Annotated in this window: 21 protein-coding genes; 9 read left to right on the top strand and 12 right to left on the bottom strand. The window is 72.0% G+C overall.

Annotated elements, in window-relative coordinates:
- Window positions 1-102 precede the first annotated feature (102 nt).
- Both OG589_RS29075 and OG589_RS29070 read right to left on the bottom strand, forming a co-directional pair.
- Complete coding sequence (locus OG589_RS29075) at window positions 103-1152, bottom strand: NAD-dependent epimerase/dehydratase family protein (protein ID WP_405140970.1); 1050 nt, start codon at window positions 1150-1152, stop codon at window positions 103-105.
- A 52-nt stretch (window positions 1153-1204) separates the two neighbouring features.
- Window positions 1205-1432: a CDGSH iron-sulfur domain-containing protein gene (locus OG589_RS29070; protein ID WP_405140969.1), complete on the bottom strand. Its 228-nt coding sequence runs from the start codon at window positions 1430-1432 to the stop codon at window positions 1205-1207.
- Window positions 1433-1526: 94 nt separating this feature from the next.
- On the opposite strand from OG589_RS29070, the gene OG589_RS29065 reads away from it, so the two are divergent.
- The 3 genes from OG589_RS29065 to OG589_RS29055 all read left to right on the top strand — a co-directional run bounded on the left by OG589_RS29065 (window position 1527) and on the right by OG589_RS29055 (window position 6922).
- A complete protein-coding gene (locus tag OG589_RS29065) occupies window positions 1527-2501 on the top strand; it encodes a LysR substrate-binding domain-containing protein (RefSeq protein WP_405140968.1) in 975 nt (324 codons plus the stop codon).
- A 102-nt stretch (window positions 2502-2603) separates the two neighbouring features.
- Complete coding sequence (locus tag OG589_RS29060) at window positions 2604-5795, top strand: M28 family peptidase (RefSeq protein ID WP_405140967.1); 3192 nt, start codon at window positions 2604-2606, stop codon at window positions 5793-5795.
- Window positions 5796-6019: 224 nt separating this feature from the next.
- A complete protein-coding gene (locus tag OG589_RS29055) occupies window positions 6020-6922 on the top strand; it encodes a hypothetical protein (RefSeq protein WP_405140966.1) in 903 nt (300 codons plus the stop codon).
- Window positions 6923-6961: 39 nt separating this feature from the next.
- Here OG589_RS29055 and OG589_RS29050 read toward each other — a convergent pair whose 3' ends face one another.
- Complete coding sequence (locus OG589_RS29050) at window positions 6962-8224, bottom strand: PP2C family protein-serine/threonine phosphatase (protein ID WP_405140965.1); 1263 nt, start codon at window positions 8222-8224, stop codon at window positions 6962-6964.
- A 196-nt stretch (window positions 8225-8420) separates the two neighbouring features.
- On the opposite strand from OG589_RS29050, the gene OG589_RS29045 reads away from it, so the two are divergent.
- Window positions 8421-8753 (top strand): LuxR family transcriptional regulator, encoded by a 333-nt coding sequence (locus OG589_RS29045; protein ID WP_405140964.1) that lies wholly within the window; start codon window positions 8421-8423, stop codon window positions 8751-8753.
- Between the two features lie 28 nt (window positions 8754-8781).
- Here OG589_RS29045 and OG589_RS29040 read toward each other — a convergent pair whose 3' ends face one another.
- The 5 genes from OG589_RS29040 to OG589_RS29020 form a co-directional block, all read right to left on the bottom strand.
- Window positions 8782-9885 (bottom strand): Gfo/Idh/MocA family protein, encoded by a 1104-nt coding sequence (locus OG589_RS29040; RefSeq protein WP_405140963.1) that lies wholly within the window; start codon window positions 9883-9885, stop codon window positions 8782-8784.
- Complete coding sequence (locus OG589_RS29035) at window positions 9882-10625, bottom strand: sugar phosphate isomerase/epimerase family protein (RefSeq protein WP_405140962.1); 744 nt, start codon at window positions 10623-10625, stop codon at window positions 9882-9884. The genes OG589_RS29040 and OG589_RS29035 overlap by 4 nt, the downstream gene beginning before the upstream one ends.
- A gap of 249 nt (window positions 10626-10874) precedes the next feature.
- Window positions 10875-14108 carry an efflux RND transporter permease subunit gene (locus OG589_RS29030; protein ID WP_405140961.1) on the bottom strand — a complete coding sequence of 1078 codons (3234 nt, stop codon included), beginning with the start codon at window positions 14106-14108 and terminating at the stop codon, window positions 10875-10877.
- A gap of 206 nt (window positions 14109-14314) precedes the next feature.
- The gene (locus OG589_RS29025) at window positions 14315-14986 is read right to left on the bottom strand and encodes a response regulator (RefSeq protein WP_405140960.1); all 672 of its coding nucleotides are present in this window, start codon (window positions 14984-14986) and stop codon (window positions 14315-14317) included.
- Entirely contained in the window at window positions 14983-16251 is a 1269-nt protein-coding gene (locus tag OG589_RS29020; RefSeq protein WP_405140959.1) for a sensor histidine kinase, read from the bottom strand. Before OG589_RS29020 ends, OG589_RS29025 begins: the two co-directional genes overlap by 4 nt.
- Window positions 16252-16669: 418 nt before the next feature.
- On the opposite strand from OG589_RS29020, the gene OG589_RS29015 reads away from it, so the two are divergent.
- From OG589_RS29015 to OG589_RS29005, 3 genes are all read left to right on the top strand, one after another.
- On the top strand, window positions 16670-17491 hold the full coding sequence (locus OG589_RS29015; RefSeq protein ID WP_405140958.1) for an MIP/aquaporin family protein: 822 nt from the start codon (window positions 16670-16672) through the stop codon (window positions 17489-17491).
- A gap of 45 nt (window positions 17492-17536) precedes the next feature.
- A complete protein-coding gene (gene glpK, locus OG589_RS29010; RefSeq protein ID WP_405140957.1) occupies window positions 17537-19054 on the top strand; it encodes a glycerol kinase GlpK in 1518 nt (505 codons plus the stop codon).
- A gap of 372 nt (window positions 19055-19426) precedes the next feature.
- Window positions 19427-20062 carry an HNH endonuclease family protein gene (locus OG589_RS29005; protein ID WP_405140956.1) on the top strand — a complete coding sequence of 212 codons (636 nt, stop codon included), beginning with the start codon at window positions 19427-19429 and terminating at the stop codon, window positions 20060-20062.
- A gap of 91 nt (window positions 20063-20153) precedes the next feature.
- Here OG589_RS29005 and OG589_RS29000 read toward each other — a convergent pair whose 3' ends face one another.
- From OG589_RS29000 to OG589_RS28990, 3 genes are all read right to left on the bottom strand, one after another.
- Window positions 20154-20657, bottom strand: coding sequence for a hypothetical protein (locus tag OG589_RS29000; RefSeq protein ID WP_405140955.1), 504 nt, complete (start codon window positions 20655-20657; stop codon window positions 20154-20156).
- Window positions 20658-20857: 200 nt separating this feature from the next.
- Window positions 20858-21718, bottom strand: coding sequence for a serine hydrolase (locus OG589_RS28995; protein WP_405140954.1), 861 nt, complete (start codon window positions 21716-21718; stop codon window positions 20858-20860).
- A complete protein-coding gene (locus OG589_RS28990) occupies window positions 21715-22659 on the bottom strand; it encodes a LysR family transcriptional regulator (protein ID WP_405140953.1) in 945 nt (314 codons plus the stop codon). Before OG589_RS28990 ends, OG589_RS28995 begins: the two co-directional genes overlap by 4 nt.
- A 102-nt stretch (window positions 22660-22761) precedes the next feature.
- On the opposite strand from OG589_RS28990, the gene OG589_RS28985 reads away from it, so the two are divergent.
- Window positions 22762-24300 (top strand): penicillin-binding transpeptidase domain-containing protein, encoded by a 1539-nt coding sequence (locus OG589_RS28985; protein WP_405140952.1) that lies wholly within the window; start codon window positions 22762-22764, stop codon window positions 24298-24300.
- 137 nt (window positions 24301-24437) lie between these two features.
- Here OG589_RS28985 and OG589_RS28980 read toward each other — a convergent pair whose 3' ends face one another.
- Window positions 24438-25013 carry a hemerythrin domain-containing protein gene (locus tag OG589_RS28980; protein ID WP_405140951.1) on the bottom strand — a complete coding sequence of 192 codons (576 nt, stop codon included), beginning with the start codon at window positions 25011-25013 and terminating at the stop codon, window positions 24438-24440.
- Between the two features lie 146 nt (window positions 25014-25159).
- On the opposite strand from OG589_RS28980, the gene OG589_RS28975 reads away from it, so the two are divergent.
- Entirely contained in the window at window positions 25160-26587 is a 1428-nt protein-coding gene (locus tag OG589_RS28975) for a WGR domain-containing protein (RefSeq protein WP_405140950.1), read from the top strand.
- The last annotated feature ends 28 nt before the right edge of the window (window positions 26588-26615 follow it).

Below are 26615 nucleotides of genomic sequence, written 5' to 3'. Positions count from 1 at the left end.
CGGCCCGCTGCTCGCCGTGCCAAATCGCGCTTTTCCCGAGGGAATTCACGCGCCGGGCAAGTACGCGGAAAGAACGAAGGCCCGCGTCAGGAAGGGCGGGGGTCAGGGGCGGCGTCCCACCCCGGTGGACAGCTCGCGGACGCGCCCGCGCGCCCCGGCGTCGGGCTCCAGCGGGGGCGTGTCCATCCCGGCGGCGCTCCCCATGCCGGCGATCAGCTCGCGGATGGCCTGCAGCGCGGTGCGGCGCGGCTCCCAGCCGAGCTCGGTACGGGCGCGCGTGGTGTCCATCACCGGCATCCGCAACGCCATCTCCAGCAGTCCGGGCGAGGCCGGGATCAGGTGCAGGTGCCACCCCGCGGCGACCGCGGTCCTCGCCACCCACGGCGACACGGGGACCAGGCGCGCCCCGAGCAGCTCGGCCAGCTTGGCGGGCTCGACGGGTGGCTCGGCGGCGAGGTTGAACGGCCCGGAGACGGGCCGGGTCACGGCCAGGCGGTAGGCCTGGCCGGCGTCGTCGGAGTGCAGGGCCTGGATCCGCAGCCCGGGGATGTCCGGCACGAACGGCACCCGGCCGGGACGTACCAGCCGCTGCGGCAGGAAGGGCCCCGCGAACAGCCGCCGCTGCTGGGTGGCCGCTTCCCGTTTGAAGATGAAGCCCGGCCGCATCCGTACGACGCGGATGTCCGGGTGCTCGTACTCGAAGAGGTCGAGCACCCGCTCCAGGTAGGCCTTCTCCCGCGAGTACGCGGCGCGCGGCCAGCCGTGGGTCGGCCAGCTCTCGTCCACCGCCTCCCCGTCGGGGCCAGGCGAGTACGCGCCCACGGACGAGGCGTGCACCAGGGCGGGCACCCCCGCCTGCGCGGCGGCGCGGAAGACCCGCATGCCGCCGAGGACGTTGGTCCGCCAGGTGACCACGGGATCGTGGGTGGGCTGGAACAGCCACGCCAGGTTCACGACCGCCTCCGCCCCGGAGAAGATCTCCGTGAGGTCGGACGTGGCGATGTCGGCCGTGCGCCACTCGGTCCTGCCCGGCTGCCTGCCCGGGGACCGCCTGGCCACCCCGACGATCGAGGTGACGGCCGGGTCGGCCTCAAGAGCGGAGACCACGCTCGTCCCGACGTTCCCCGTCGCGCCCACCACGATTACTCGCATAAAGAGACGGTTGCCCTCCGTGCACGCGCCGAAACGCTCCGGCACCCCAAGGTCAGGACGGCTCGTCCGGTTCACTAGGTGCCCTGAACCCGGTCGCCTTGTGCGAGCCGTCGCAGAACGGCTTGGCCGAGGACCGGCCACAGCGGCACAGTGCCACCGTCGCCCTGCCCGGGTCGATGCGGCGCCCGTCCTGAGTCGTCAACACGAACGGCCCCCGTACGAGAAGCGGGCCATCCTCACACGGCGTCACCGTGACCAGATCCTCACTCCGCTGCCGCATCTCCCCATCGTGCCCGGCCGGGCGAGGGCGAACCCAAGGACGGCCGGCGGCCTTGGGTCTACTCTAAAGTTTCTTTACTTATTACGCTCTTCGCGTGGACCTAGAAGTGCGTCACCTGCGCGCCGTCTGCGCGATCGCCGACCACGGGAGCATCTCCAAGGCCGCCGCCGCGCTGAAGACCCCCCAGCCGTCCCTCGCCGCCCAGCTCCGGCGCATCGAGTCGATGTTCGGCAGCGCCCTGTTCGAGCGGGGGCGCGAGGGGGCCAGGCCGACCGCGCTCGGCGCCTGGGTGCTGGCGCGGTCCCGATCCCTGCTGCCCGCCTTCGAGGAGCTGCGCCGCGACGGCATGAGGTACGCCGGCCGCAGGCTCGTACGCGTGGGATGCATGTCGAGCCACCTCGCGGTCCACGTCATCAGGACGCTGCGCGAGCTGCTGCCGGACGCCGAGGTCAGCATGCGCACCGAGGAGGCGATGGACGTGCTGCCCAGCCTGCTGCGCTCGCAGCGGCTGGAGCTGGCGACGCTGGCCGACTACCCGGGCCGCGCGCTCGTCCCGCCGCCCGGGGTCGGCTACACCCCGGTCGCGCACGAGCCCATCTTCGTCGGGCTGTCGGCGTCGCACCCGCTGGCCGGGCGGGCGGAGGTCGAGCTGGCCGACCTGGCGGGGGAGGAGTGGTCGCTGCCGGTGATGATCGAGGTGGGGCACCGCGAGCACTTCGCGGAGGCCTGCGCGGCGGCGGGGTTCGTCCCGAGGATCGGCTGCGAAGCGACGCTCAGCGTGGCGGTGGACCTGATCGCGGCCTCGCGCTGCGTCGGCATGTTCCAGGCGACCAGCAGGGGCTACCCCGGCATCGTCATCCGGCCGCTGGCGGGCACGCCGCTGCGCTTCCGGCACCTGATCGGCTGGACGGAGGCGGGCCCGGTGGACCCGCAGGTCGGCGGCCTGGTGGCGGCGGTGCGGCGGGCGTACTGGGCCGACGCGGGCGACACGCCCGCCTACCGGTCGTGGCTCGGGCGCCACGGGCCGCTGCCGCAGCCGCAGACCGACGCCCATAGCGCCCCGGTATAGGAACCTGCGGGGTTACCCGCCCCGTGCCCCGGATGCCAACGTGTGGTTCAGCCCCGGCCGGGCTCCTCCCTCAACCCCCCAAAGGGACAGGAGTCACCAGGAGTGAATCCCACCTTCAGGTCAGGCGCGCTCGCCGTCATCACGGCGGTCGCCCTGACCGCATCCTCTCTCATCGGGGCGGCGGGCGCCCCGGCGTTCGCGGGCCGTGCCACGGCCCCCGCCCCGCCCGGTCCCGACGCGCGCCAGCGGGCCGTCGCCAGCGCCGCAAGCGCCCTGACCACCTCGGCGAAGGCCCTGCACGCCGCTCCTTCCGACGACTTCACGCTGGTCAGGAGCATCGCGGGCACGCGGGGCCTGCAGTACCTCACCTACGCCCGCACCCACGCCGGCCTGCCGGTGTACGGCGGCGAGGTGATCGTCTCCACCGACACCTCCGGGGAGGTCGTGCGGTCGGTCACCACCGGGCAGCGCACCGAGCTGAAGGTCGGCACCGTGCCACGGGTGACCGGAGCCGCCGCCGCGCTGAAGGCGCGCGGGGCGCTGACCTCGGTCGACAGCGTGAGCACGCCCACGCTCCTCGTGCAGGCCGCGCTCGACACGCCGAGGCTCGCCTGGGAGGTGGTGGTCACTGGCAGGAAGGGCGACGCCCCGAGCACCCTGCACGTCTACGTCGACGCGGTCGACGGGCGCGTCCTGGACTCGTGGGACGAGGTCAGGGACGGCACCGGCCACGCCTTCTACAACGGCGACCCGGTGACGATCACCACCTCGGGCTCCACCGGCTCCTACTCCATGACCGACCCCAGCCGCCCCGGCCTGCGCTGCGGCGGCCAGGGTGGCACCGCCTACACCGGGGCCGACGACGACTGGGGCACCGGCAGGGGCACCGACCTGGAGACCGCCTGCGTCGACGCGCTCTACGACGCCCAGACGGAGTGGAACATGCTCCGCGACTGGCTGGGCCGCAGCGGCTTCAACGGCCAGGGCGGCGCGTTCCCCGCGCGGGTCGGGCTGGCCGACGTCAACGCGTACTGGAACGGCCAGTACACCAACTTCGGTCACAACCAGGCGGGCAGCCGGCAGGCGACCACGATGGACGTGGTCGGCCACGAGTACGGCCACTCAATCTTCCAGTTCTCCGGCAGCGGCGGCGCGGGCAGCGGTAACGAGACCGGCGGCCTGAACGAGTCGACCGGCGACATCTTCGGCGCGCTCACCGAGCACTACGCCAACCAGCCCGCCAACCTCGACCCGCCGGACTACCTGGTGGGCGAGGAGGTCGACCTGACCGGCCAGGGCGAGATCCGCAACATGTACAACCCGCAGGCCAAGGGCGACCCGAACTGCTACTCGTCCTCGATCCCCTCGACCGAGGTGCACTCGGCGGCCGGCCCGCAGAACCACTGGTTCTACCTGCTCGCCGAGGGCACCAACCCGGCGGGCAAGCCCGCCAGCCCCACCTGCTCCGGTTCGGGGCAGCTCACCGGCATCGGCATCCGCAAGGCCGGTGAGATCTTCATGGGCGGCCTGAACCTCAAGACCGTTCCCTGGACGCACGCCAAGGCGCGGGTGGCCACGCTGAACGCCGCCAAGTCGCTCTACCCGGGGAGCTGCGCCGAGTTCAACGCGGTCAAGGCCGCGTGGTCGGCCGTGAACGTCCCCGCCGTCGGCGACCCGACCTGTACGGCGACCCCGGGCAACGACTTCGGCCTCTCGGTCAGCCCGAGCTCCGGCAGTGCCCAGCCGGGCCGGTCGGTCACCTCCACCGTGGCGACCACGGTCACCGGGGGCGCGGCCCAGCAGATCACGCTCAGGGCGGCGACCCCGCTGCCCGCGGGGGTCACGGCGACCTTCAGCCCGGCCACGATCACCGCCGGCCAGAGCGCGACGCTGACGCTGGCCACCGCCTCGACCACGCCCACGGGGTCCTACTCCATCAGGATCGTCGCGGACGGCGCGGACGTGGACAGGGAGGCGGTGTACGCGCTGACCGTCGGCGCCGCCCCGCCCTCGACGCCCGACATCCCGGTCGCCAACGTCACCGCCCACCTGAGCCAGCTCCAGGCGATCGGCAGCCGCCCCTCGCCCTCCGCCGGCTACACCAACGCGCTGAACTACGTGAAGGGCAAGCTGGACGCCGCCGGGTTCACCACCCGCGTGCAGAACTTCACCTACGGCGGCCAGACCCACTCCAACCTGCTCGCCGACTGGCCGGGCGGCCCGTCCGGGCCCACGGTCATGCTCGGCGGCCACCTCGACAGCGTCGCGGCGGGCCCGGGTATCAACGACAACGGCTCGGGCTCGGCCACGCTGCTGGAGGTCGCGCTGACCCTGGCGGCACGCAACCCGTCCCTGACCAGGCACGTGCGTTTCGCCTGGTGGGGTGGCGAGGAGCTCGGCATGCAGGGTTCGACCTACTACGTCCAGAACGGCGGCGCGTCCGGGGTCGAGACGTACCTCAACTTCGACATGACCGCCTCGCCCAACGCCGGCTACTTCGTCTACGACGACGACGCCGCGCTGCGGAAGGTGTTCGACGACTACTACGCGACGCTGAACGTCCCCACCGAGCCGGAGACCGAGGGCGACGGGCGCAGCGACCACACGCCGTTCAAGAACGCGGGCGTGAAGGTCGGCGGGCTGTTCACCGGCGCGGAGACGGTCAAGACGGCGGCGCAGGCGCAGAAGTGGGGAGGTACGGCCGGGCAGGCGTTCGACCGCTGCTATCACTCCGCCTGCGACACCTACCCGGCCAACATCGCCACCACGGCGCTGGACCGCAACGCCGACGCCGTGGCCTACGCGCTGTGGAAGCTGGCCGTGGGGGACACCCCGCCGCCCGCCGACGACTTCACCGTCTCGGTGAGCCCGTCGTCGGCGTCGGTGCAGGCCGGGCAGCGGGCGACCGCGACGCTGGCCACGCAGGTCAGCTCGGGCGCCGCGCAGCCGATCACGCTGTCGGCCTCGGGGGCTCCCTCCGGGGTGACGGTGACGTTCGCGCCGCAGACGATCACCGCCGGGCAGTCGTCCACGGTGACCGTCGCCACCTCGGCGAGCACCCCCGCCGGCACGTACGCCATCACGCTCAACGCCCACGGCACCAGTGCCGACCGCTCGGCCGCCTTCACGCTCACCGTCGGCGGCGGGCAGGGCACCACCTGGCAGCCCTACACCGCCTACGCTGCCGGCGACACCGTCACCTACCAGGGCGTCACCTACCGCTGCCTGCAGGGGCACACCTCCCTGCCGGGCTGGGAGCCGCCGAACGTCCCCGCGCTCTGGCAGCGCAGGTAACCGCTCGGCACGCGCACGACAGTAAGAGGCGGGCGGCCCGTGACACGGCCGCCCGCTCCACCTGCCAGCCGCTCGCCAACGTGCTGCTGGACTTCTGACAGGCGGACAGGAACGGGGCCTACGACAACACCGGGTTCAACGCTGGGAGCCGCCGAACGTTCCATCCCTGTGGCAGCGCTCATAGGCTGTTGGGTGACCATGGGGCCCTCAGGTAAGGGGTTGGTGTGGACCTTTCCGCGGCGGCGAGCGAGCTGTACGAAGGCACGCCCGACGACTTCGTGGAGAGGCGCGAACGCCTGGCCGCCGAGGCCAAGAAGGCGGGCGACGCCGGCCTGGCCAAGCGCATCGGCGAGCTGCGGCGCCCCACCGTGTCGGCGTGGGCGGTCAACCGGCTGGCCCGTTCTGATTCCGGCGAGCTGGCGCGGCTGCTCGACCTCGGCGCCGAGCTGCGGTCGGCGTGGGCGTCGGGCGAGCCGATCGGCGGCATGGACCAGCGGCGGGGCGAGCTGATCTCCGGCCTGGTCCGCACGGCCCGGTCGCTGGCGAGCGAGGCGGGACGTCCGCTGCGCGAGCCGGCGGTCCGGGAGGTGGAGGACACCCTGCACGCCGCGACGATGGATCCGGCGGTCGCGGAAGAGGTGCGCGCGGGCTCGCTCGCGCAGCCGCGGAGCTACGCCGGGTTCGTTCCCGCCGGTGAGCCCGCCGGGCCGGGCGCGGCGGCGACCGGCGCGACCGTACGGCCGGCCGCCGGCCAGCGGGGCGAGGCCGCCAAGCGAGGCGGTGGCGCCGTGGGGAAGCGGGCCGGGAAGCCGGACGAGGCGGCCAGGAAGCGGGAGGAAGAGGACCGGCGCCGGCGGCTGGCCGAGCAGTCGGCCGCCGCCGACGCCGAGGCGCGCGACGCCGAGCGGGCCCTCGCCGAGTGGGAGTCGGAGGCCGGCGACGCCGATCGGGCCCGCGCGGCCGTCACCGAGGAGGCCGAGCGGCTGCGCGGGGAGCTCAGGGCCGCCCTCGACCGGCAGGAGACCGCCGAGAAGCGGCTGAGCCTCGCCGAGCGGGAGCGCGGCCGCGCCGCCCGTCGCGCCGCGGAGGCCCGCCGCCGCGCCGACGAGATCCGGCGCAAGCTCTGAGCGGTGGAGTAGGCGGGGCCTGTCACAGGGGCGGCCGGGTCACAGGCTCAGCTTGCGGTGGCTCGCGCCGTGCCACTCCACGAGCAGCGCCGTGGCGTCGTCGTCGAGCCGGTAGTCGTGATATTTCATGACGCTGCGGATCAGCCGGCGCAGCGTCTCCGGCACGGCCAGTCCGTCGATGGTGCTGCGGATGATGAAGTCGACGAACCGGGTGAGCCCGAACTCCTGACCCTCGCGGTTGCGGGCCTCGGTGATGCCGTCGGTGTAGAGCAGCAGCCGGTCCCCGGGTTCGAGCTGCTCCCGGCAGAGGGAGATGGGAATCCCGAGGTCCAGGCCGAGGGGATGGGAGGGCAGGCATTCGAGCCGGGTGACCCAGCGCCCGCCCCGGATCACCACGGGAGGATGGTGGCCGCAGTTCACCCAGCTGAACATGCCGGTCGGCACGTCCAGCTCGGCCAGGACCGCCGTGGCGAACCGCTCGTCGGCGCCGAACTCGTCGATCAGGGCCTTCTCGATCGCCTCGCCGGTGTGGACCAGGCCGGCGCCCTGATGGCGGCTGCTCCGGCAGGCGGCCACGGCGAGGGAGGCGGTGAGCCCTGCCGAGGCGTCGTGGCCCATGGCGTCGAACACCGCCAGGTGCAGGGTGTCGCCGGCCACGCCGTAGTCGAAGGCGTCGCCGCTGATCTCGTAGGCGGGTTCGAGGGCCGCCGCGATCACCACCTTGTGGGTGGCGAACGTCAGCGGGGGCATGAGGTTCCACTGCATCTCCGCCGTCACGTTCATCGGCCGGGTTCGCACCAGCCGGGAGTAGGTGTCGCTGTGGGCGCGCTTGCTGACCACCAGCAGCGCCACGGTGGACGCGAGGTGCCGCATGTCGTCCTGGGTGTGCTCGCCGATCTCCCGGGCGCTGACACGGATCACGCCGAGCCGTTCCGTGCCGTTCAGCAGCGGTACCCACCACCAGTCAGGATGATCTCCCGCGCCCGTTTTCGCGACGACCTGGACGTGCTGGAAGGCCTTCCCCGCGAGCGTCCCGTCGATCCGCAGGCTGGCGGTCTCCTCGCCGGCGCACTCGGCCCGGCGGGTCAGCAGGCGAAGCGTCTCCTGCTGCAGGTCGGCCAGATAGACCAGGACGTCGTGCAGACCCGCCTTCGCGGCGCTGTCGGCGATCAGTTCGGGCAGCTCTTCCAGGGCCGTCAGGTGGCTGGCCTCGATCAGCTCGGCCAGCATCGCCGCACCGCCCGCGGAGATCTCCATCGCGGCGCGCTCCCGATCGCCGTTCACGGCGGGTACGCCTGACATGATGCGCCTCCTGTCTCAGCAGTACCCGTTGCACGACGGCCGAACGAACATCTCGGGCAAACCCTTCCTATAGCCCATCCCGCACGTGACCCGCGGAAACGCGCAACCGGGGTAGGCATGAGAGCAGGCCCTCGTCGTCTCGCGCGACCGGGGCGCTCTGGCGGGCGGCGTGCCGAACACAAGGGGAAACAGCGCGATGAAGAAGTTCTCTCTCGTAGCCGTGGCTCGCGCGCAGCTGGAACGCGCGTCCGAGTCGACCGGCGGGCAGGCGGCGGACACCGTCGTCGGCGGGCACGAGCGCGTCCTGCGGCAGACGGTGGTCGGGATCACGGCGGGCACCGTCCAGAGCGAGCACGAACTCCGGGGAGAGGCCACGGTCTATGTGCTGTGGGGACGGGTGCGCGTGGTGGCCGGCGACGTGACGTGGGACGCCCTGGCGGGCGACCTGCTCATCGTGCCCGACGAACGTCATCACGTGGAGGCGCTGGAGGACTCGGCGATCCTGCTCACGGTCGCCATGCCGCGCTAGGCCGCGCGAGCCCTCCCACGGGCCCCGCTCAGGCCAGGGTGGCCTCCTGGGGGTCCCACCCGGCGGGCAGGGGCTCCGGTTCCCGCGCGGTGGTCTCCAGGTGCCTGAACTCGCCGCGCTCGGCGGACTCGCTGATCGCCGTCATGGCCTCCAGCACGTGGAGGGCGAGCGCGCCCGAGGCGCGGTGGGCGACGTCGCCCCGCAGTGCGCGGGCCATGTCGAGCACGCCGAGGCCGCGCCCGATCGTGGTGCCCTCCAAGGGCAGCTCGCGCCAGTCGCCGTCCCCTGCCGCGCGCACCCTGAGCGGACCCCTGAAGGTGTTGGGGTCGGGGAGCGAGAGCGTGCCCTCGGTGCCGATGATCTCGATCATCGTCACGCCGGCCGGCGAGTCGAAGCTGAACGTCGTGGACGCGCTCGCCCCGCCGGTGAAGTCGACCAGCGCCATGACGTGCGTCGGCACCTCGACGGCGAAGCTCGTGCCGCCCCTCGGCCCCGAGCCGATCACCCGGTGCGGCCGTGCCTGCCGCGCGGTGGCCGCGACCTTGGAGACCGGGCCGAGCATCGCGACCAGCGCAGTGAGGTAGTACGGGCCCATGTCGAACAGCGGGCCCGCGCCACGCTGGAACAGGAACTCGGGGCTCGGGTGCCAGGACTCGGGGCCCGGGCTCTGCATCATGGCGGTGGCGGCGACCGGCGCGCCGATCAGGCCGGACGCCAGGGCCCGCTTGGCCGACTGCAGGCCCGCGCCGAGGAACGTGTCGGGCGCGTTGCCGACCCGCAGCCCCTGCGCGGCCGCCTCGGCCAGGAGCTTGTCGCCCTCGCCCGGGTCGAGCGTCAGCGGCTTCTCGCCGTACACGTGCTTGCCGGCGCGCAGGGCGGCGGACGCCACGGCGGCGTGCGCGGCGGGGATCGTCAGGTTGACGACGATCTCGACGTCGGGGATCGCCAGGATGGTGTCGACGTCGCCGGAGACTGGGACGTCGTAGGCGCGCGCCTTCGTCTCGGCGCGCTCGGCGTCGAGGTCGGCGACGCCGAGCACCCGGACGTCGGGGAAGGTGGTGAGGTTGCGCAGGTAGGCGTCGCTGATCGCGCCGGCGCCGACGACGGCGACCCCCACGGGCCCGGTCGTCATGCGCCCTCCAGCCCGGTCAGGTAGGCGTGGCTCCCGGCGAGGGCCTCGACGACGTCGGTGGCGCAGTGGTCGAGCTCGACGATCCGCCACGCGTCCGGAGCCGCGGCGAGAATGTCCGCCACCGGCATCACGCCCCCGCCGACGGCCGTGTGGGGTTCGTCCTTGACGCCGGGGCCGTCCTTGACGTGCAGCGCGGCGACGCGGTCGCCGAGGCGTCCGAGCAGCGCGGGGACGTCGGCGCCGCCCACGGCCGCCCAGTAGGTGTCGATCTCCAGGAACAGCTCGGGGTCGAGCATCCCGGCGAGCACCTCGATGGCGTGGGCCCCGTCGATCCTCGGCTCGATCTCCCACCAGTGGTTGTGGTAGCCAAGCCGCATGTCGTAGCGCGCCGCGTGCCCGGCGAGGCCGTTGAGGAGGTCGGCGGTGCGGGCGAGGCCGTCGCGCGTGGTGAACTCCTCGTGCGGGATGCCGCCCGGGATGATCACGAGGTCCGTGCCGACGGTGGCGATCGCGTCGAGGACGACGTCCGGGTCCTCCGAGAGCAGAGCGTAGGCGTGCGTGCTTGAGACGGTGAGCCCGAGATCGTCGATCACCCGCCGGAAGCCCTTGGGATCGTCGGTCGGGTCGTACGGTTCCACGGAGCCGTAGCCGATCTCCGCCATCCGCCGTAACACCCCGTCACGATCGGCCTTCATGTGATCACGAACGGTGTACAGCTGCACGCCCAGCGGCTTCACCATCAGGGTCGAATCCTCCTGGCTCACATGGCGGAGTGCTCGTGCGGAGGTGCCGCACGCACTTGCCGGTAATGATTCGGTAAAACGCTAAAACTTCGCATATCGAATGACAACGGGTTAGTGCCGTTCCGACTCGGAAAAGGCGGCTTGATCCCGTCTCCCGGCTGGCGGTTGGCCGGTCGCGGCCATTTACCGAACAATGTTCTGGACATGCGGAGGGGAGGCCGTCACCGGCCTCCCCTCCACTGGTCGCTACGGCCTGCCCGCGCCGCTCACGGCGGGCTCGCTCGGCGCCTCCTCGATGGGAGGCGTCGTGGGCCGCCCGCCCCGGCGCCGCTCCCGCCGGGCCCGGCTCTTCTCCTTGCGGGTCTCGACCATGGTGTACAGGGTCGGCACCAGCAGGAGGGTGAGCAGGGTCGAGCTGATCAGGCCGCCGATGACGACGATCGCGAGCGGCTTGGAGATGAAGCCGCCCCCGCCGGTGATCCCGAGCGCCATGGGCAGCAGCGCGAAGATCGTGGCCAGCGCCGTCATCAGGATCGGGCGCAGCCGCCGCCTGCCGCCCTCGACCACCGCCTCGTGCAGCGGCATGCCCTGCTCGCGGTACTGGTTGATCAGGTCGAGCAGGACGATGGCGTTGGTGACCACGATGCCGACGAGCATCAGCATGCCGATCATCGCCGCCAGGCCCAGCGAGGTGCCGGTCGCCAGCAGCAGGCCGATGGCGCCGGTCGCCGCGAACGGGATCGACACCAGCAGCACCAGCGGCTGGATCAGGCTGCGGAACGTCGCCACCATGACGAAGAACACCAGGGCGATGGCGGCCACCAGCGCGAGCCCGAGGCTGCCGAAGGCCTCCGCCTGGTCGGCGCTCACCCCGCCGATCTCGTACGTCGCGCCGGCCGGGAGCGTGAGGGACGCCAGCTTGGTCTTCAGCGCGGCGCTGGTGGCTCCGAGGTTGGAGCCGGTGGCCTTACCGGAGACCGTGGCACTGCGGTCGCCGTCGATGCGGGTGACCTCGACGGGCCCGTTCACGGTCCTGACGCTCGCCACGTCCCCGACGGTGACCTTCCCGGCGATCTTCAGATCGCGCAGGTCCGCCAGTGACGTGGGGGTGTCGCCGCTCCGCAGGATGACGTCGGCCGTGGTGCCGTCGAAGGCGAGCTGGGTGACGGTGGTCCCCCTGAACGCCTGGGACACGGCCTGGCCGATGGCCAGCTCGCTGAGGCCCTTCTCCGCCGCCTTCTTGCGGTCGACGGTGACGTCGATGCGCGGGGCGGTGTCGGCCACCGTGCTGGTGACCTCGCTGACGTCCGGGACGTCGGCCATGGCCCGCTGGACCGTCTGCGCGGCGGTGCGCAGGGTGTCGAGCTCGGCCGCGCGGACGACGACCTGCATGGAGTCGCCGCCGAAGCCGCCGGACTGGCCGACGGTGATCTCGCCGGCGTCGCTCAGCCCGGCGAGCCGGTCGGTCAGCCTCTTCTCGACGGCGCCCGCGTCGGTGCCGTCGCGGAGCGTCAGAGAGTAGCTGGCGCGGGACGTGCCGCCTCCGCCGCCGCGGAAGCCTCCGAACCCGCCGCCGCCACCACCCACGGTGACCTGGTACGACTCGACCTCGCTCGTGCTGGTGACCACCTGCTCGACCTTCTTGGCCATGGCGTCGGCCGAGGCGAGCGAGGTGCTCACCGGGAAGCTCTGCCTGACGCTGATGGTGTTCTGGCCGGAGTTGTCGATGAAGCTCGTGCGCAGCAGCGGGACCAGGCCGAGGGTGCCGACGAAGATGACCATGGCGATGGCCACCGTGGTCATCCGGTGCCGGGTGGCGAAGCGGATGACCGGGACGTACATGCGCTGGAGCGGGCTCCTGCGCTCCTTCTCGTCGGCGGCCCGCCGGATCGCCTCGGAGTCGCCCTCCTTGGGCCGCTTGAGGAACCAGTAGCTCAGCACGGGGACGACGGTCAGCGACACCAGCAGCGAGGCGAGCAGCGCGACCGTCACCGTGATCGCGAACGGGCTGAACAGCTCGCCCACGAGGCCGCCGACGAACGCGATGGGCAGGAAGACCGCCACCGTGGTCAGCGTGGACGCGGTGACCGCGCCCGCCACCTCGCGCACGCCGCTCTCGACGGCCCGGCGCTTGTCCTCGCCGTACGACAGGTGGCGCTTGATGTTCTCAAGGACCACGATCGAGTCGTCCACCACCCGCCCGATGGCGATGGTGAGCGCGCCCAGGGTCAGCATGTTCAGCGAGTAGTCCTGGGTCCACAGGGCGATCAGGGCGATCAGCACCGACAGCGGGATCGACACCGCCGTCACGATCGTGGAACGCAGCGAGAACAGGAACAGCAGGATGATCAGCACGGCCATCGCCAGGCCGAGCAGGCCCTCGGTGGTGAGGCTCTCGATGGCCTGCTCCACCGACGGCGCCTGGTCGAATATCACGGTGAACTGCGCGCCGCCGCCGAGGGACTTGGCCAGCCCGGGCAGCTTGGCCCGCACGTCGTGCGAGATCGCCACCGCGTTGCCGTCGGGCTTCATGGTGATCGAGACGCCGAGGCTGGGCTTGCCGTTGGTACGGGTCAGCGTGGTGGAGTCGGCGAGACCCAGCTTGACCGTGGCGACGTCGCCGAGCCGCGCGGGTTTGGGAGCGGCGGCCGGACGGGCGGGTGCCGCCGCGCCCTGCGCGCCGGGAACGCCCTGGCCACCCGGCCGCTGTGCCTGCGCCTGACCGCTGGGGACGGCGGCGGACGGCGGGAGGTAGAGGTCGGCGATGTCCTTCACCGAGCCGAGCGCGGTGCCGACCTGAACGGTGAGGGACTGGCCGGTCTTGGTGAGCGTGCCCGCGGGCACCGGCGTGCCGGCCGACTGGATCGCGCCGGCGATCGCCGAGGCGGTGAGCCCCCGCTTGGCGAGCTCCTTGTCGTCGGGCGTGATCGTGATGACCTGCTCGCGCGTGCCGGTCACCGACACGTCCCTGACCCCGGCCACGCCGCTGAGCGCGGGGACCGCCTGCTCGTTCAGCTTGTCGGCGAGCTGCTGCTGGCCCTCGGACGAGGCGACGGCGAGCTGCACCACGGGGATGTCGTCGGTGCTGCCGACGACCGCCTGCGGGTCGACGTCGGAGGGGAGCTGCGGCTTGATCCGGCTGATCGCCTGCTGGATCTGGCCCTGGGCCGCGTCGATGTCGGTCCCGAAGTCGAACTGCACCTGGAGCGTCGCGCTGGACTCGCGGGAGGTGGAGGTGACCCCCGTGACGCCCGTCAGGCTCCGGACGCTGTCCTCAAGCGGCCGGGTGACGCGGTCCTCGACGATCTGCGGCGCGGCCCCGGGGTAGGGCGCGACGATCGACACCGCGGGGAAGGACAGCGAGGGCAGGAGCTGTTGTTTGAGCGCCGGGATGGTGTACACGCCGAAGGCGGCGACCACGATCGTGATGAGGGCGACGAGCCCGCGATTGGCGAGGCTCAGTCTGGCGAGTAACGACATCGGTCCACTTCTTGTCGGTGCGGCGGGGATGCCGGTTGGCGTCCTGGGGAGAGGTCACGGCTCGTGCGAGGCCGGGAGACCGGCCCGCTCTTCAAGGCTTATCGCTGCTGGAGGGGCGGACGTCCGTCGCGGGGAGGGTCTTGGACTACCGCGATCGCCGTAGGCCCCGCCATGGAGTACCACGCGCGCCGGTCCGGGCGGGGGATTCAGCGTGGCTGGGGGCGCACCAGGCCGGTCTCGTAGGCGATCACGACGAGCTGGGCGCGGTCGTGCGCGCCGAGCTTGAGCATCGCCCGGTTGGCGTGCGTCTTGGCGGTCATGCGGCTGATGCCGAGGTGGTCGGCGATCTCGTCGTTGGTCAGCCCGCCCGCGACGAGCGTCATCACCTCGCGTTCGCGGTCGGTCAGCACGGCGAGGACGTCCGGCGCGTGCTCCACCCGCGCGCCGGGAGCCGACAGGAAGCGGGCGATGAGGCTCTTGGTGGCGCCGGGGGAGAGCAGGGCGTCGCCGCGCGCCACGACGCGGATGGCGTCCTGCAGCTCGCCGGCCTCCACGCCCTTGCCGAGGAACCCGCTCGCCCCCGCGCGGAGCGCGGCGAAGACGTACTCGTCGATCTCGAAGGTCGTCAGCACCAGCACCCGAACCGCGGCGAGGCTCGGATCGGAGGTGATGGCCTGGGTCGCGGCGAGCCCGTCCATCTCGGGCATGCGGATGTCCATCAGCACCACGTCGGCCTTGGTCTCCCCGGCGAGCCGCACCGCCTCGACGCCGGTCTGGGCCTCGCCCACCACTTCCAGGTCGGGCGCGGAGTCGACCAGGACGCGGAACCCGGCCCGTACGAGGGCCTGGTCGTCGGCCAGCAACACGCGGATGGTCACAGGGCGCTCGTCTCGGGCGCGGGCAGGACGGCGTGGACGCGGAAGCCCCGGCCCGGGGACGGCCCGACGCTGAACGTCCCGCCCACCGACAGGGCCCGCTCGCGCATCCCCACCAGCCCGTGGCCGGCGGGCGTGCCCGCGTCCGCCTCCGGTTCGGCGGCGGTGCCCGTTCCGGCCCGGACGGCCGCGCCAGCCCGCAGGGTCGTCCGGGTGGCGCCGGCGCCGGTAGCGGTGGTGAGGCCGAGGCCGTCGTCGGTGACGTCCACGGTCAGGTCGCGATGCCCGTAGGTGATGCGCACCCGCGTCGTCGCGTCGCCCGCGTGCTTGCTGACGTTCGTCAGCGCCTCCTGGACGACGCGGAATGCCGTCAGCTCCACCGGAGAGGGGAGCGGTCGCGGGGTGCCTTCGAGATGGCAGTCGACCCTGAGGCCCGCCGACGTGAACGAGCTGATGAGCTGGGGGAGGCGGTCGAGGCCCGGCGCGGGCTCGGTGGGCAGCTCCTCGGTCGTGCCGGGCTGGCGCAGCAGCCCGACCGTGGTGCGCAGCTCGTCGAGCGCGGCCCGCCCGGCCTGGCGGATGTGGCCGAGCGCCTCGCGGGCCTGCCGTGGCTCGTCGTCCATCACGTGCGAGGCGACCTGCGCCTGGACGTTGATGAGCGCTATGTGGTGGGCGAGCACGTCGTGCAGCTCCCTGGCGATGCGCAGGCGCTCCTCCATCACCCGCCGCTGGGCCTCCTCCTCCCGGGTCTGCTCGGCCCGGCGCGCGCGCTCCTCGACGGCGGCGACGTACGCGCGGCGGCTGCGCGCCGAGTCGCCCGCCGCCGTCGCCATGCCGATCCACGCGATCTGACCGGCCACCTCCGGCCCGTACCACGACACGTCGGCGAAGGTGATGCGCGCCGCGGCGAGGACGAGCGCGCAGATCGCTCCCACCGTCCACGCGGCGCGGCGGGGGCTGTGCGTGGCCATGGTGGCGATCGCTATGGCGGGGATGAGGTCGAGGGTGCTGCGCGTGCCGCCGACGACCACGACCACGTGGGCGACGAGGGCGGCCAGGGTCACGGCGACGACCACGCGGGGCCACGCCCGCCGGAACACCAGGGCCGCGCACATCACCGAGCCCAGCACCACGCCGGTGGGGGTCAGCGGCAGGTTCTCCCTGGGGGGCGCCATGACCGTCACCGCGAAGGTCACGGCCGCGATGACGGTGTCCACCAAGTACGGGCGGGCGCGGATGGCGTCGCGCAGTCCGATCAGACGACTCACCTTCCCACGGTAGGGCTGACCTGGTCCTGTTTCCTCGTCCGTGGGGAGAATACGCCGCTACGGCGATCGCAGTACGCGGCCGCGGGCCGTACGGCCGCCGCGTCACGGGGGCCGGCATCCACAGGGGAGGGCATCTCGCGGTGGAAAATCCGTGTCAACTCTTCATAGTCGGGAACCGTGACTCGTGCGGAGATGGTAACAGTGCCGAACATAACCACCCGAGTCAGGATATGTCAGCAAAGGATTCTTGGCTCTGCCGTGAACGCGGCTTGCTTGGTCATGGGTGCAGTGTTGCTGCAGGTCACAGGGTCAGCGAGGTGTCAGTCCCCACAGGGTGGCCGGCGGTGTGACCGGTCTTCGCCTTGACGGCGGTCCCGGGACCGCAGTGAGTCGCACGGCGACAGAGTAAGGAGAAGACATGGCCGGACCGAGGGAAGCTCCCAGCCTGCTCGGTGAACTGGCCGCGGAGTTCGCGGGCACGTTGATCCTCATCCTCTTCGGAACGGCCGTCGTGGCGCAGGTGGTCGCGGGCGGCATCGGCGACCACGACAGCATCGCGTGGGCCTGGGGCCTCGGCGTCACGCTCGGCGTCTACGTGGCCGGCCGCATCAGCGGCGCGCACCTCAACCCCGCCGTCACGGTCGCCCTGGCCGTCTTCAAGGGCTTCGAGTGGCGCAAGGTCCTGCCGTACTCCCTCGCGCAGGTGGCAGGGGCCTTCGTCGCCGCGCTGCTGGTCAGGTGGAACTTCAGCGAAGTGCTCGCCATGGCCGACCCCGGCCACACCATCAAGACCCAGGGCGTCTTCTCCACGCTGCCGGGCAACGGCGCCCTCCCCGTGCACGAGTGGGGGGCCTTCCGCGACCAGGTGATCGGCACGGCGATCCTGCTGTTCCTCATTCTCGCCGTGACCGACCTGAGCAACAACTCCCCGGCCGCGAACCTGGCGCCGTTCGTCGTCGGCCTCATCGTCGTGGCGATCGGCATGGCCTGGGGCACCAACGCCGGCTACGCCATCAACCCCGCCCGTGACTTCGGCCCCCGCCTCGCCTCGTTCCTCACCGGGTACGGCACGGCCTGGCGAGATCAGTACGGCAACCTCTACTTCTGGGTGCCCATCGTGGCGCCCGTCATCGGGGGCGTGCTCGGGGCCGGGCTCTACCAGGTGCTCGTCGCCCGCTTCCTGCCCAAGTCGGGGGAGCCCGAGCCAGGTACCGTTCCCGCCGAGAGGGAAACCGTCTGAGGCCCCGGCCGGCACATCCGCAGGGCACAAAGGAGGCAACACTACATGGCTGACTTCGTTGGAGCGGTCGACCAGGGCACGACGAGCACCCGCTTCATGATCTTCGACCACGGCGGCAACGAGATCGCCCGCCACCAGCTCGAACACCAGCAGATCCTCCCGCAGGCGGGGTGGGTCGAGCACAACCCGGTGGAGATCTGGGAGCGCACCCGCGCGGTCGTCGAGACCGCGCTCGGCAAGGCCGACCTGTCCGCGTCCGACCTCGTCGCGCTCGGCATCACCAACCAGCGCGAGACCACCGTGGTCTGGAACCGCAGGACCGGACGGCCGTACTACAACGCCATCGTCTGGCAGGACACCCGCACCGACCGCATCGCGAGCGCGCTGGAGCGCGAGGGCAAGGGCGAGGTCATCCGCCGCAAGGCGGGGCTGCCCCCGGCGACGTACTTCTCCGGCGGCAAGATCAAGTGGATCCTCGACAACGTGGACGGCGTGCGCGAGGCCGCGGAGTCGGGGGAGGCGGTCTTCGGCAACACCGACACCTGGCTGCTGTGGAACCTCACCGGCGGCACCGACGGCGGCGTGCACGTCACCGACCCCACCAACGCCAGCCGCACGATGCTGATGAACCTCGAGACGCTCGACTGGGACGACGAGCTGCTGTCGTTCTTCGGCATTCCCCGCCGCATGCTGCCGGAGATCCAGCCGTCCGCCAACCCCGGCCTGTACGGCGTGACACGGGCCGACGGGCCCCTGCGCGGCGAGGTCCCGCTCTCCGGCGACCTCGGCGACCAGCAGGCGGCGACCGTGGGCCAGGTCTGCTTCGGCGTCGGCGAGGCCAAGAACACCTACGGCACCGGCAACTTCCTGCTGCTCAACACCGGCAACGAGCTGGTCAGGTCGCGGCACGGCCTCCTCACGACCGTCTGCTACCAGTTCGGCGACGAGAAGCCGGTGTACGCGCTGGAGGGCTCGATCGCCGTGACAGGCTCGGCCGTCCAGTGGCTGCGCGACCAGCTCGGCATCATCTCGGGCGCGGCGCAGAGCGAGTCGCTGGCACGGCAGGTCGACGACAACGGAGGGGTGTACTTCGTGCCCGCCTTCTCCGGGCTGTTCGCGCCCTACTGGCGCTCCGACGCGCGCGGCGCGATCGTCGGGCTGTCCCGGTACAACACCAACGCGCACATCGCCCGGGCCACGCTGGAGGCGATCTGCTACCAGACGCGGGACGTCGTCGAGGCCATGCAGAACGACTCGGGCGTCCACCTCGACGTCCTGCGGGTCGACGGCGGCGTCACCGCCAACGACCTGTGCATGCAGATCCAGTCCGACATCCTCGGCGTGCCGGTGTCCAAGCCGGTCGTGGCCGAGACCACCGCGCTCGGCGCCGCGTACGCCGCCGGCCTCGCCCTCGGCTTCTGGAGCTCCACCGATGAGCTCAAGAGCAACTGGAACGAGGACCGGCGCTGGCTGCCGACCTGGGCGGAGGAGAAGCGCGCGGAGGGTTACACCGGCTGGAAGAAGGCCGTCGACCGCACCATGAACTGGGTCGACGTCGACTGATTCGGCGTAGTCCCCCCCTTCTTCCCCGGAGGCCCGACCGGTACGCCGGCCGGGCCTCCGGCATGTTCGGGCACCCGCCTCGACGGGGCGCGGGCGACTCGGAACGCCGGGAAATCGCCCTGTTCATCGGAAGTTCGCGGGGCGTTCGGGCCGGGCGTGTGTCCGGTGGCGGGCGCCGGGCCGGTGTTCCCGCTGGTAAGCGACGTTCCCTCTGTGGCTAGCGGCATCTCCTGACCAATTTGACCGATTGGTGTCAGCAAAGGCTGATATTTCCCGACATGTGGTGCGGTGAAATGGTCCGTCTGTCTCATCAACCCCCCTTGGACCTGGCACTCCCCGCTGGGACGGGTCCAGAGACAGAAGGAGAGACTCGTGAGACGAGTCGCGTTCCTCGCCACGGCCACCGCCCTGACGTTCGCCGTCACCACAGTGACAACGAGCACCGCCGCAAACGCCTTCACCCCGCCGAACATCCCGTCCGTGACCACGGCGCGGTCCGAGCTGGCCGCCCTCACCGTCGACATCGAGAGGAACTCCGGCACCTACGACCGCAGCCTGTTCCCGCACTGGATCACCATCTCCGGCGCCTGCAACACCCGGGAGACCGTGCTCAAGCGCGACGGGTCCGGGGTGGTGACCGACTCCAGCTGTTACCCGACCTCGGGCAGGTGGACCTCCCCGTACGACGGCGCCACCTGGACCGCCGCCTCCGACGTGGACATCGACCACATGGTGCCGCTCGCCGAGGCATGGCGCTCCGGTGCGTACGCCTGGACCACCTCCAAGCGCCAGTCCTTCGCCAACGACCTGACGAACCCCCAGCTCTGGGCCGTGACCGACAACGTGAACCAGGCCAAGGGGGACTCCGATCCCGCGAGCTGGAAGCCCCCGCTCACCTCGTTCTGGTGCACGTACGCGAAGGCCTACGTCGACGTGAAGTACAAGTGGGGCCTCACCGTCCAGAGCAGCGAGAAGTCGGCGCTCTCCACCATGCTCGGCTACTGCTGACCCGGTAGCGCCGGCCGGTCACCGCGCTGACGGGCCACGAGGGCCGCCGTCCCCTCGCCGGGCGGCGGCCTTCGTCATGTGCCCGTGCCGGTCACCGGTGGTGGGAGACGAAACCGACGTGGATGTGCGGGGCGAGCGCCCGGTGCGGCGGTTCGTTCGCCGCGCGGCCGCACAGCGGCACCACCGGCGTGCCGGACGCGGTGCTCAGGTAGGCGTCCGCGATGTAGCCGCCGGTGCTGATCAGGTCCCAGTACCTGCTTGTGCCGTACGTGCCGGAGACCGGGTCGCCGACCTTGCGGCAGACGATGGTGACCCGCTGGCCGTCCCGGCGCGTGCCGATGATCCTGCTGTCGGCCGACGCCTCGGCCCGTACGTTGATGGGCTCGCCGGTCATGGTGTTCACGGTGACGGTCACGTCCCGCGCCGTGCCGGGCAGGGCGGCCTGCTCTGTGCCGGTCGCGGCCGCGTGGGCCGTGCCGCCGGCCACCGTCGAGAGGGCGGGCCCGGCCAAGGAGGTTACGGCGAACGGTAGCCCGAGCATCGCGATCCGCCCCCGGGACGCTCGCGAAGCGGGTGCGGTGATATCTGTACGCATGGTGACACCTCTTCCTGCCATGTGCCGGCGCTGGACCGGCGTCCCCCGAAATGACTGCCTATTCGAGTAATGTCACTACGCGCTGTCGCCGGTCCAGCGTGGCGCGCACACATGGGGGAACCGGGAAAGTGCCGTACACCAGACGTTCCGGACCACACACGGAACACCGGCGTGGCTTTCCGAAACTCGGAGACGTCACCTCAGAGTGAGCGGAGGTGGTCCACCGCCGCGCGGGCGACCGTGCCGATCGCCGCGTCGGCCCTCGGCTGGTTCTGGGCGGTGCCGATCGAGCGGGTGAACACGGCCACGGCGTAGCGCCCGCCGTCGGGGTACTCCACGACGCCGACCTCGTTGCGGATCGTCGGCAGCGACCCCGTCTTGCCGCTGACCACGACGTCGTCATAGGGGAACCCCGACGACAGGCGGTGCGGCCACACCTGCAGGCCGAGAAGCCGGCGGATCGCGGCGCACGCCTCGGGCCCCGCGGCCTGGTCCCGCCAGACCATGCCGAGCAGCCGGGTCATCTCCCTGGCGGTGCTGCGGTTGGTGCACGCCGGGTCCAGGACGCGCAGGAGGCCGACCGTACGGGGATCCAGCGGCTCGGTCAGGACGGCCGCGTCCGCCTCCAGCGCCGCCAGCAGCCCGCGGCAGTCGTGCTCGATCCAGGTGTCCTTCAGCCCGTGGGCCACGAGCATGGCGTTGACCGAGCCCAGCCCGACCCGGCGCGCCACGACGTCGGCGGCGGCGTTGTCGCTCACCGCGATCATCAGGTAGGCCAGGTCGCGCAGGGAGAGGGTGGCGTCGTCCAGCATGGCGGCGAGCCCCGTGCCGCCCGCCGTGCGTTCGGCGGTCGGCACGCGGCAGGGCTCGGCGGGGTCGAGGGTGCCGGCCTCGGCCTGCCGGTAGAACTCCACCAGCAGCGGCAGCTTGAAGACCGACGACAGGACCACGGGATCATCGGGGCCGATGCCGATCTCGGCGCCGGTGTCCAGGTCGATCGCGTGGAGGTTGCCCGTGACGGAGGCCGCGCGGAAGATGCCCGCCAGGTCCGGGGGCCTCATGCGAGCAGCCCGGAGGCCGGCCGGGGGCTGATGCGCCGGGCCCGCGCCGCGCCGTCGTCCACCATCCCGGCATTGTCCCGCAGCACGCGGACCGCCACTGCGCAGAACCCGGTCATGGTTTCGGACGGCCGCTGCCACGCCACGGACACCCGCCAGGCCAGCGGGTCGCCGAGCAGCGGGCGCCAGGCGACCCCCGGCTGCTCGGTGCGGGGACCGAAGGCGACGGCCGTGCCGGACAGGACGAGCCCCAGCGTGAACTGCGGGTGCCGGCCGTGGTGCACCTCGGCAGGGACGAAGCCGTGGCGGCGGCACTCGGTCAGCGTCTCCTCGTACAGGCCGGGCTCGCTCTCGCGGGGGAACAGGACCAGGTGCCGCGCCGCCAGGTCGGCCAGGTGCACGGAGGAGAAGGCGACCAGCGGATCGCCCTCGGGCAGCAGCACGCCGGGATGCTGCACCAGCACGGGGCCGAAGCTCAGCCCGGCGCCGCTCACCGGGTGGCGCATCACGCCGCCGTCCAGGCCGCCCTCGGCCAGAGCCCTGACCTGGTCGGCCGTGCACATCTCTGTGAGCGCCAGCCGCGCCTCAGGGTGCGCGTCGCGGAACCCGGCCAGAAGCGCCGCGATGGCGGACCCGCCGAGGTCGGGTGGCACGCCGATGCGCAGGCTCTCGACGCCCTCGCCCGACGCGCGCGCCATGAGCTCGCGGAGGCGGTCGACGCGGCCGACGATGTCGCGCGCCTCGACGAGCAGGAGCCTGCCGGGCTCGGTGAGGCGCACCTGGCGGCTGGAGCGGTCGAACAGGCGCACGCCGAGCTCCTCCTCCAGCCGCTTGATGCGCTGGCTGAGAGGCGGCTGCGCCATGCCGAGCCGGACCGCCGCGTTGCCGAAGTGCAGCTCTTCGGCCACCACGGTGAAGTAGCGGAGGTGCCGTACGAGGTCCATCAGCAGCGACTATATCGGAATCACTATCAGTTCAAGCCATATACCAATATTGGACATCATGCCATCGCGTCTGCTGTCCTCCTGGTAGTCGAAGGGGGATCGATGAGACGCAAAGCCGTGATCGCGGCAGTGATGGTGCCGCTCGCCGTGGCGGGCGGTGTGGTGTGGGCGCTGCGCACCCAGGGTTCGGCCGAGGAGACGGCCGCCCGATATCTCGACGCCTGGTCGAAGAGCGACTACGCCGCCATGCGCACCCTGGTGGTGAACCCGCCGGGCGACTTCGAGCGGTGGTACAAGGGGTTCCACGACGACCTGAAGCTGACCTCGGCCCGCTTCACGCCGGGGGCGGCGCGCGAGGGCGAGGCCGGGACCACCGTGGACTTCCGCGCCGAGCTGCGGGGGCCGGTCGACTTCGGGTACACCGGCACGCTGCGGCTGGTCGAGCGCGACCACGGGTGGAGGGTGTCCTTCTCGCCCTCGGCCATCCACGGCGACCTGAAGGCCGGGACGCGCTTCAAGATCACCGAGGTCCCCGCCGAGTCGGCGCCGATCACGGCCGCCGACGGCACGCGCGTGGACACCCCGTCGGCCCCGGGGTCGGTGCTGCAGCTCGTGGAAGGGCTCAAGGCCGAGTACGGCCCGCGCCTGAAGGGGAAGCCCTCGGCGCGGGTCGAGATCGTGAAGGGCGGCCGGCCGCTGAAGACGGTCGCGACGGGCAAGGCGGTCTCGGGCTCGTCCATCCGCACCACCATCGACCTGCGGGTGCACCAGGCGGGGGCGGCGGCGCTCGAAGGGGTGTCCAAGCCCGCCTCCCTGGTGGCGCTGCGCCCGTCGACCGGCGAGGTGCTGGCCGTGGTCAACCGGCCGGGGGGCTTCAACAGGGCGCTGCTCGGCAAGTACCCGCCGGGCTCCACCTTCAAGGTGGTGACGGCCTCGGCACTGGTCGCCGGCGGCGTGGCCCCCGACGACACCGTCGAGTGCCCGCCCGAGCAGACGATCGGGGGGTTCGCCTTCCACAACGCGGAGTTCCACGACTACGGGCGGCTGTCGTTCCGCGACGCCTTCGCCCACTCGTGCAACACGACGTTCGGCAGCATGAGCGTGGACGACCTCGGCGGCTCGCGGCTCGCCGAGGTGGCCCGCAGCTTCGGGTTCGGCGCCCCGATCACGCCGGGAGTGCCCGCCGTGCGCGCGGAGTTCCCCGACCCCCACGACGACACCGACCTCGCCTCGGCCGCCATCGGCCAGGGCCGGGTGCTCGCCAGCCCGCTCAACATGGCGACGGTGGCCGCCGCCATCGCGGACGGCACCTGGCGTCAGCCCCGGCTCGTCCCGCCGTCGCTGGTCCCCGCGGGCGGAGCCGCGCCCCGCAGGCTGGAGCCCGCGGTCGTGAGCGCGCTGCGGAAGCTGATGCCGGCCGTGGTGAGCGAGGGCACGGCGAGCGCCGTCGCGTTCCCGCCGGGCACGGCGGGCAAGACCGGAACCGCCGAGTTCGGCTCGGGTGACGAGCCGCCGACGCACTCGTGGTTCATCGGCTACCAGGGCGACCTGGCGTTCGCGGTGATCGTCGAGGGCGGCGGCACCGGCGCCGCGGTCGCGGCCCCCATCGCCTCCCGCTTCCTCGCAGGCCTCAGCCGGTGAGAATCCTCGCGGGCCTCAGCCGGTGAGAATCCTCGCGGGCCTCAGCCGGTGAGAATCCTCGCGGGCCTCAGCCGGTGAGGATCCTCGCGGGCCTCAGCCGGTGAGGAGGCTCCCCAGGCCGGTGACGTGCGGCTCCGTCAGCGCCGGTCGCGGCCGGTCACCAGGTCGCGGAGCCGGTCGGCGGTGCCCACGAACGGGCTGGTCGCCTTGAGCAGCCCGGGCTTCGGCGGTGTGCGGGGGTGCGGGCGGGTCGGCGCCATCCGCTTGGCCCGCTCGACCTTCGCGCCGAGATCCATGGCCCGCTCGGGGCTGATGACCAGGCGCAGCTCCGGCCAGACCTGCTCCTCCTCGTAGGCGATGTGCTCGCGCGCATCGTTGATGAACCCGACGAGCATCTCCTCGTACCGGATGTGGCCCGGCTCGAAGTCGATCAGGTCGTTCAGCAGGAACTTGGCCTCCTGCTCCTGCTTGATCGCGTGGTCGGCCAGCTCGTTCCCGCGCGGGACCAGCTCGCGGACGGCCGGCCAGAAGTACTCCTCCTCCACGGCCTCGTGCTTGGACTCCTCGGTGATGAGCCTGTTCACCTGCTGCTTGCGCGCCAGCAGCCCCTGGTACTCGCTGACGCCCACCACGGGAGGCCCCGCTTCCAGCTGGTCCAGCAGGTGCCTGACCGCTTCGTGGTCCCGTTCGAGAACTTCGAACACGTTCGCCATGGCTTGCCTCCAATGCCGGTGGCGGCGTTCCCTCCTTTGGGCGTTGCCCGCGTCGTCGCAGGTAAACATGGGTTTCGGATCGAGAAATGATTTTGTCGGACGGCTCCCGTACGCTCCCGGTCATTCGATCAAGGAAGGGATGCCGGATGCCGCCGCGGAGCACATATCTCGAGCTGTCCGAGGACGCCGGAAGTGCGCACAAGTTCTACGAGGTCGTGGTCTCGGGCACGCAGGTGACCATCACCTACGGCCGCATCGGCGAGCAGGGGCAGACCAAGGTCTCCGCCTTCGCGACCGCCGAGAAGGCCGAGGCCGTGGCGGCGAAGAAGATCGGCGAGAAGGTCCGCAAGGGGTACGCCCAGGCGGTGCGCGGGGCGCGGGCGCGGCGCGCGGTCACCCGGCGCACCATGGTGAGCACCCGCTCGACCGCGAGCCAGGCTCCGGTGCTGTGGCGGTTCGCCAGCGGCGCGGCGGCGTTCGGCATCTTCGTCGACGAGGAGCGGTGCTGGGTCGGCAACCAGAACGGCGACGTCTACACCGTCACCCACGGCGGCACGGTCACCGGCCACATCCGGCTTCCCGACGGTGTGAAGTGCATCGTGGCCGACGACTTCTGGATCTACGCGGGGGCCGACGACGGCAGGGTCTACGACCTGAGCGGGAAGGTGCCGCGCGTGGCGTACGAGATCGCCGAGGACGTCGACATCTACTGGCTCGACATCCACGACGGCGTGCTCGGCGTCTCCGACCGCGCAGGGCGGCTCACCACGATCGACCACGAGGACGAGTTCCAGTGGGCCAGGAGCGGCGAGGGGAACGCCGCGTGGATGGTGCGCTGCGAGGACGACGCGGTCTACCACGGGCACTCCCGGGGCGTGGCCCGCTACGACGCCGCCGACGGCACGCCGGTGTGGCACACGGGCGTCGACGGCCAGGTGCTGTTCGGCTGGCAGGAGGAGGACGCCGTCTACGCGGGCACCAGCCACAACAAGGTCTACCGCCTCGGCAAGGAGGACGGCGCGGTCGGCGCGGTCTACCGCTGCGACGGCGCGGTGTTCTCCTGCGCCGCCGCGCCCGACGGGCGCTTCGTCTTCGCTGGGGACAACCACTCGTCCATCTACTGCTTCGACCAGAGCGGCGAGCGGCTGTGGAAGCTCGCCACCGGGTGCGGGTCGGCGTTCTCCATGCAGTTCCTCGACGACCGCCTGTACATCGTGACCACCAACGGCACCCTGGCCTGCGTCGACGCGAGCGAGGAGGCCATCAGGGCGGCCCAGGCGGGCACCGTCCCCGAGCCGGTGGACGTCAAGGCCGCAGCGAGCCTCGCCGTGGTGGAGCCGTCCGTCGTCCTCGAGAGCACCTCACGCGCGGACGACGGCATCGTGGTCGAGTGCGTCCGCGACGGCGACCGCCTCCGCGTCCGCGTGCTCAGCCCCGGGTACGACCCGCAGTGGAACGTCCAGTTCCCCAAGGGGGTGCGCCAGGCGGGTGCGCGCTACCTGGTGCAGGGCATCCGGTCGTCCGAGCGCGGCGGCTTCTACCGGGCGTACGGCGACATCAAGCGCCTGCTCTGACCGTCCTGGCCCGGCCCGAGGCGGGCCG

It is taken from the genome of Sphaerisporangium sp. NBC_01403 (assembly GCF_045040145.1).
Lineage (GTDB): Bacteria > Actinomycetota > Actinomycetes > Streptosporangiales > Streptosporangiaceae > Sphaerisporangium > Sphaerisporangium viridialbum.
Note: the sequence above shows the minus strand (reverse complement) of the source record. Positions and strands in the feature narration are given on the sequence as shown.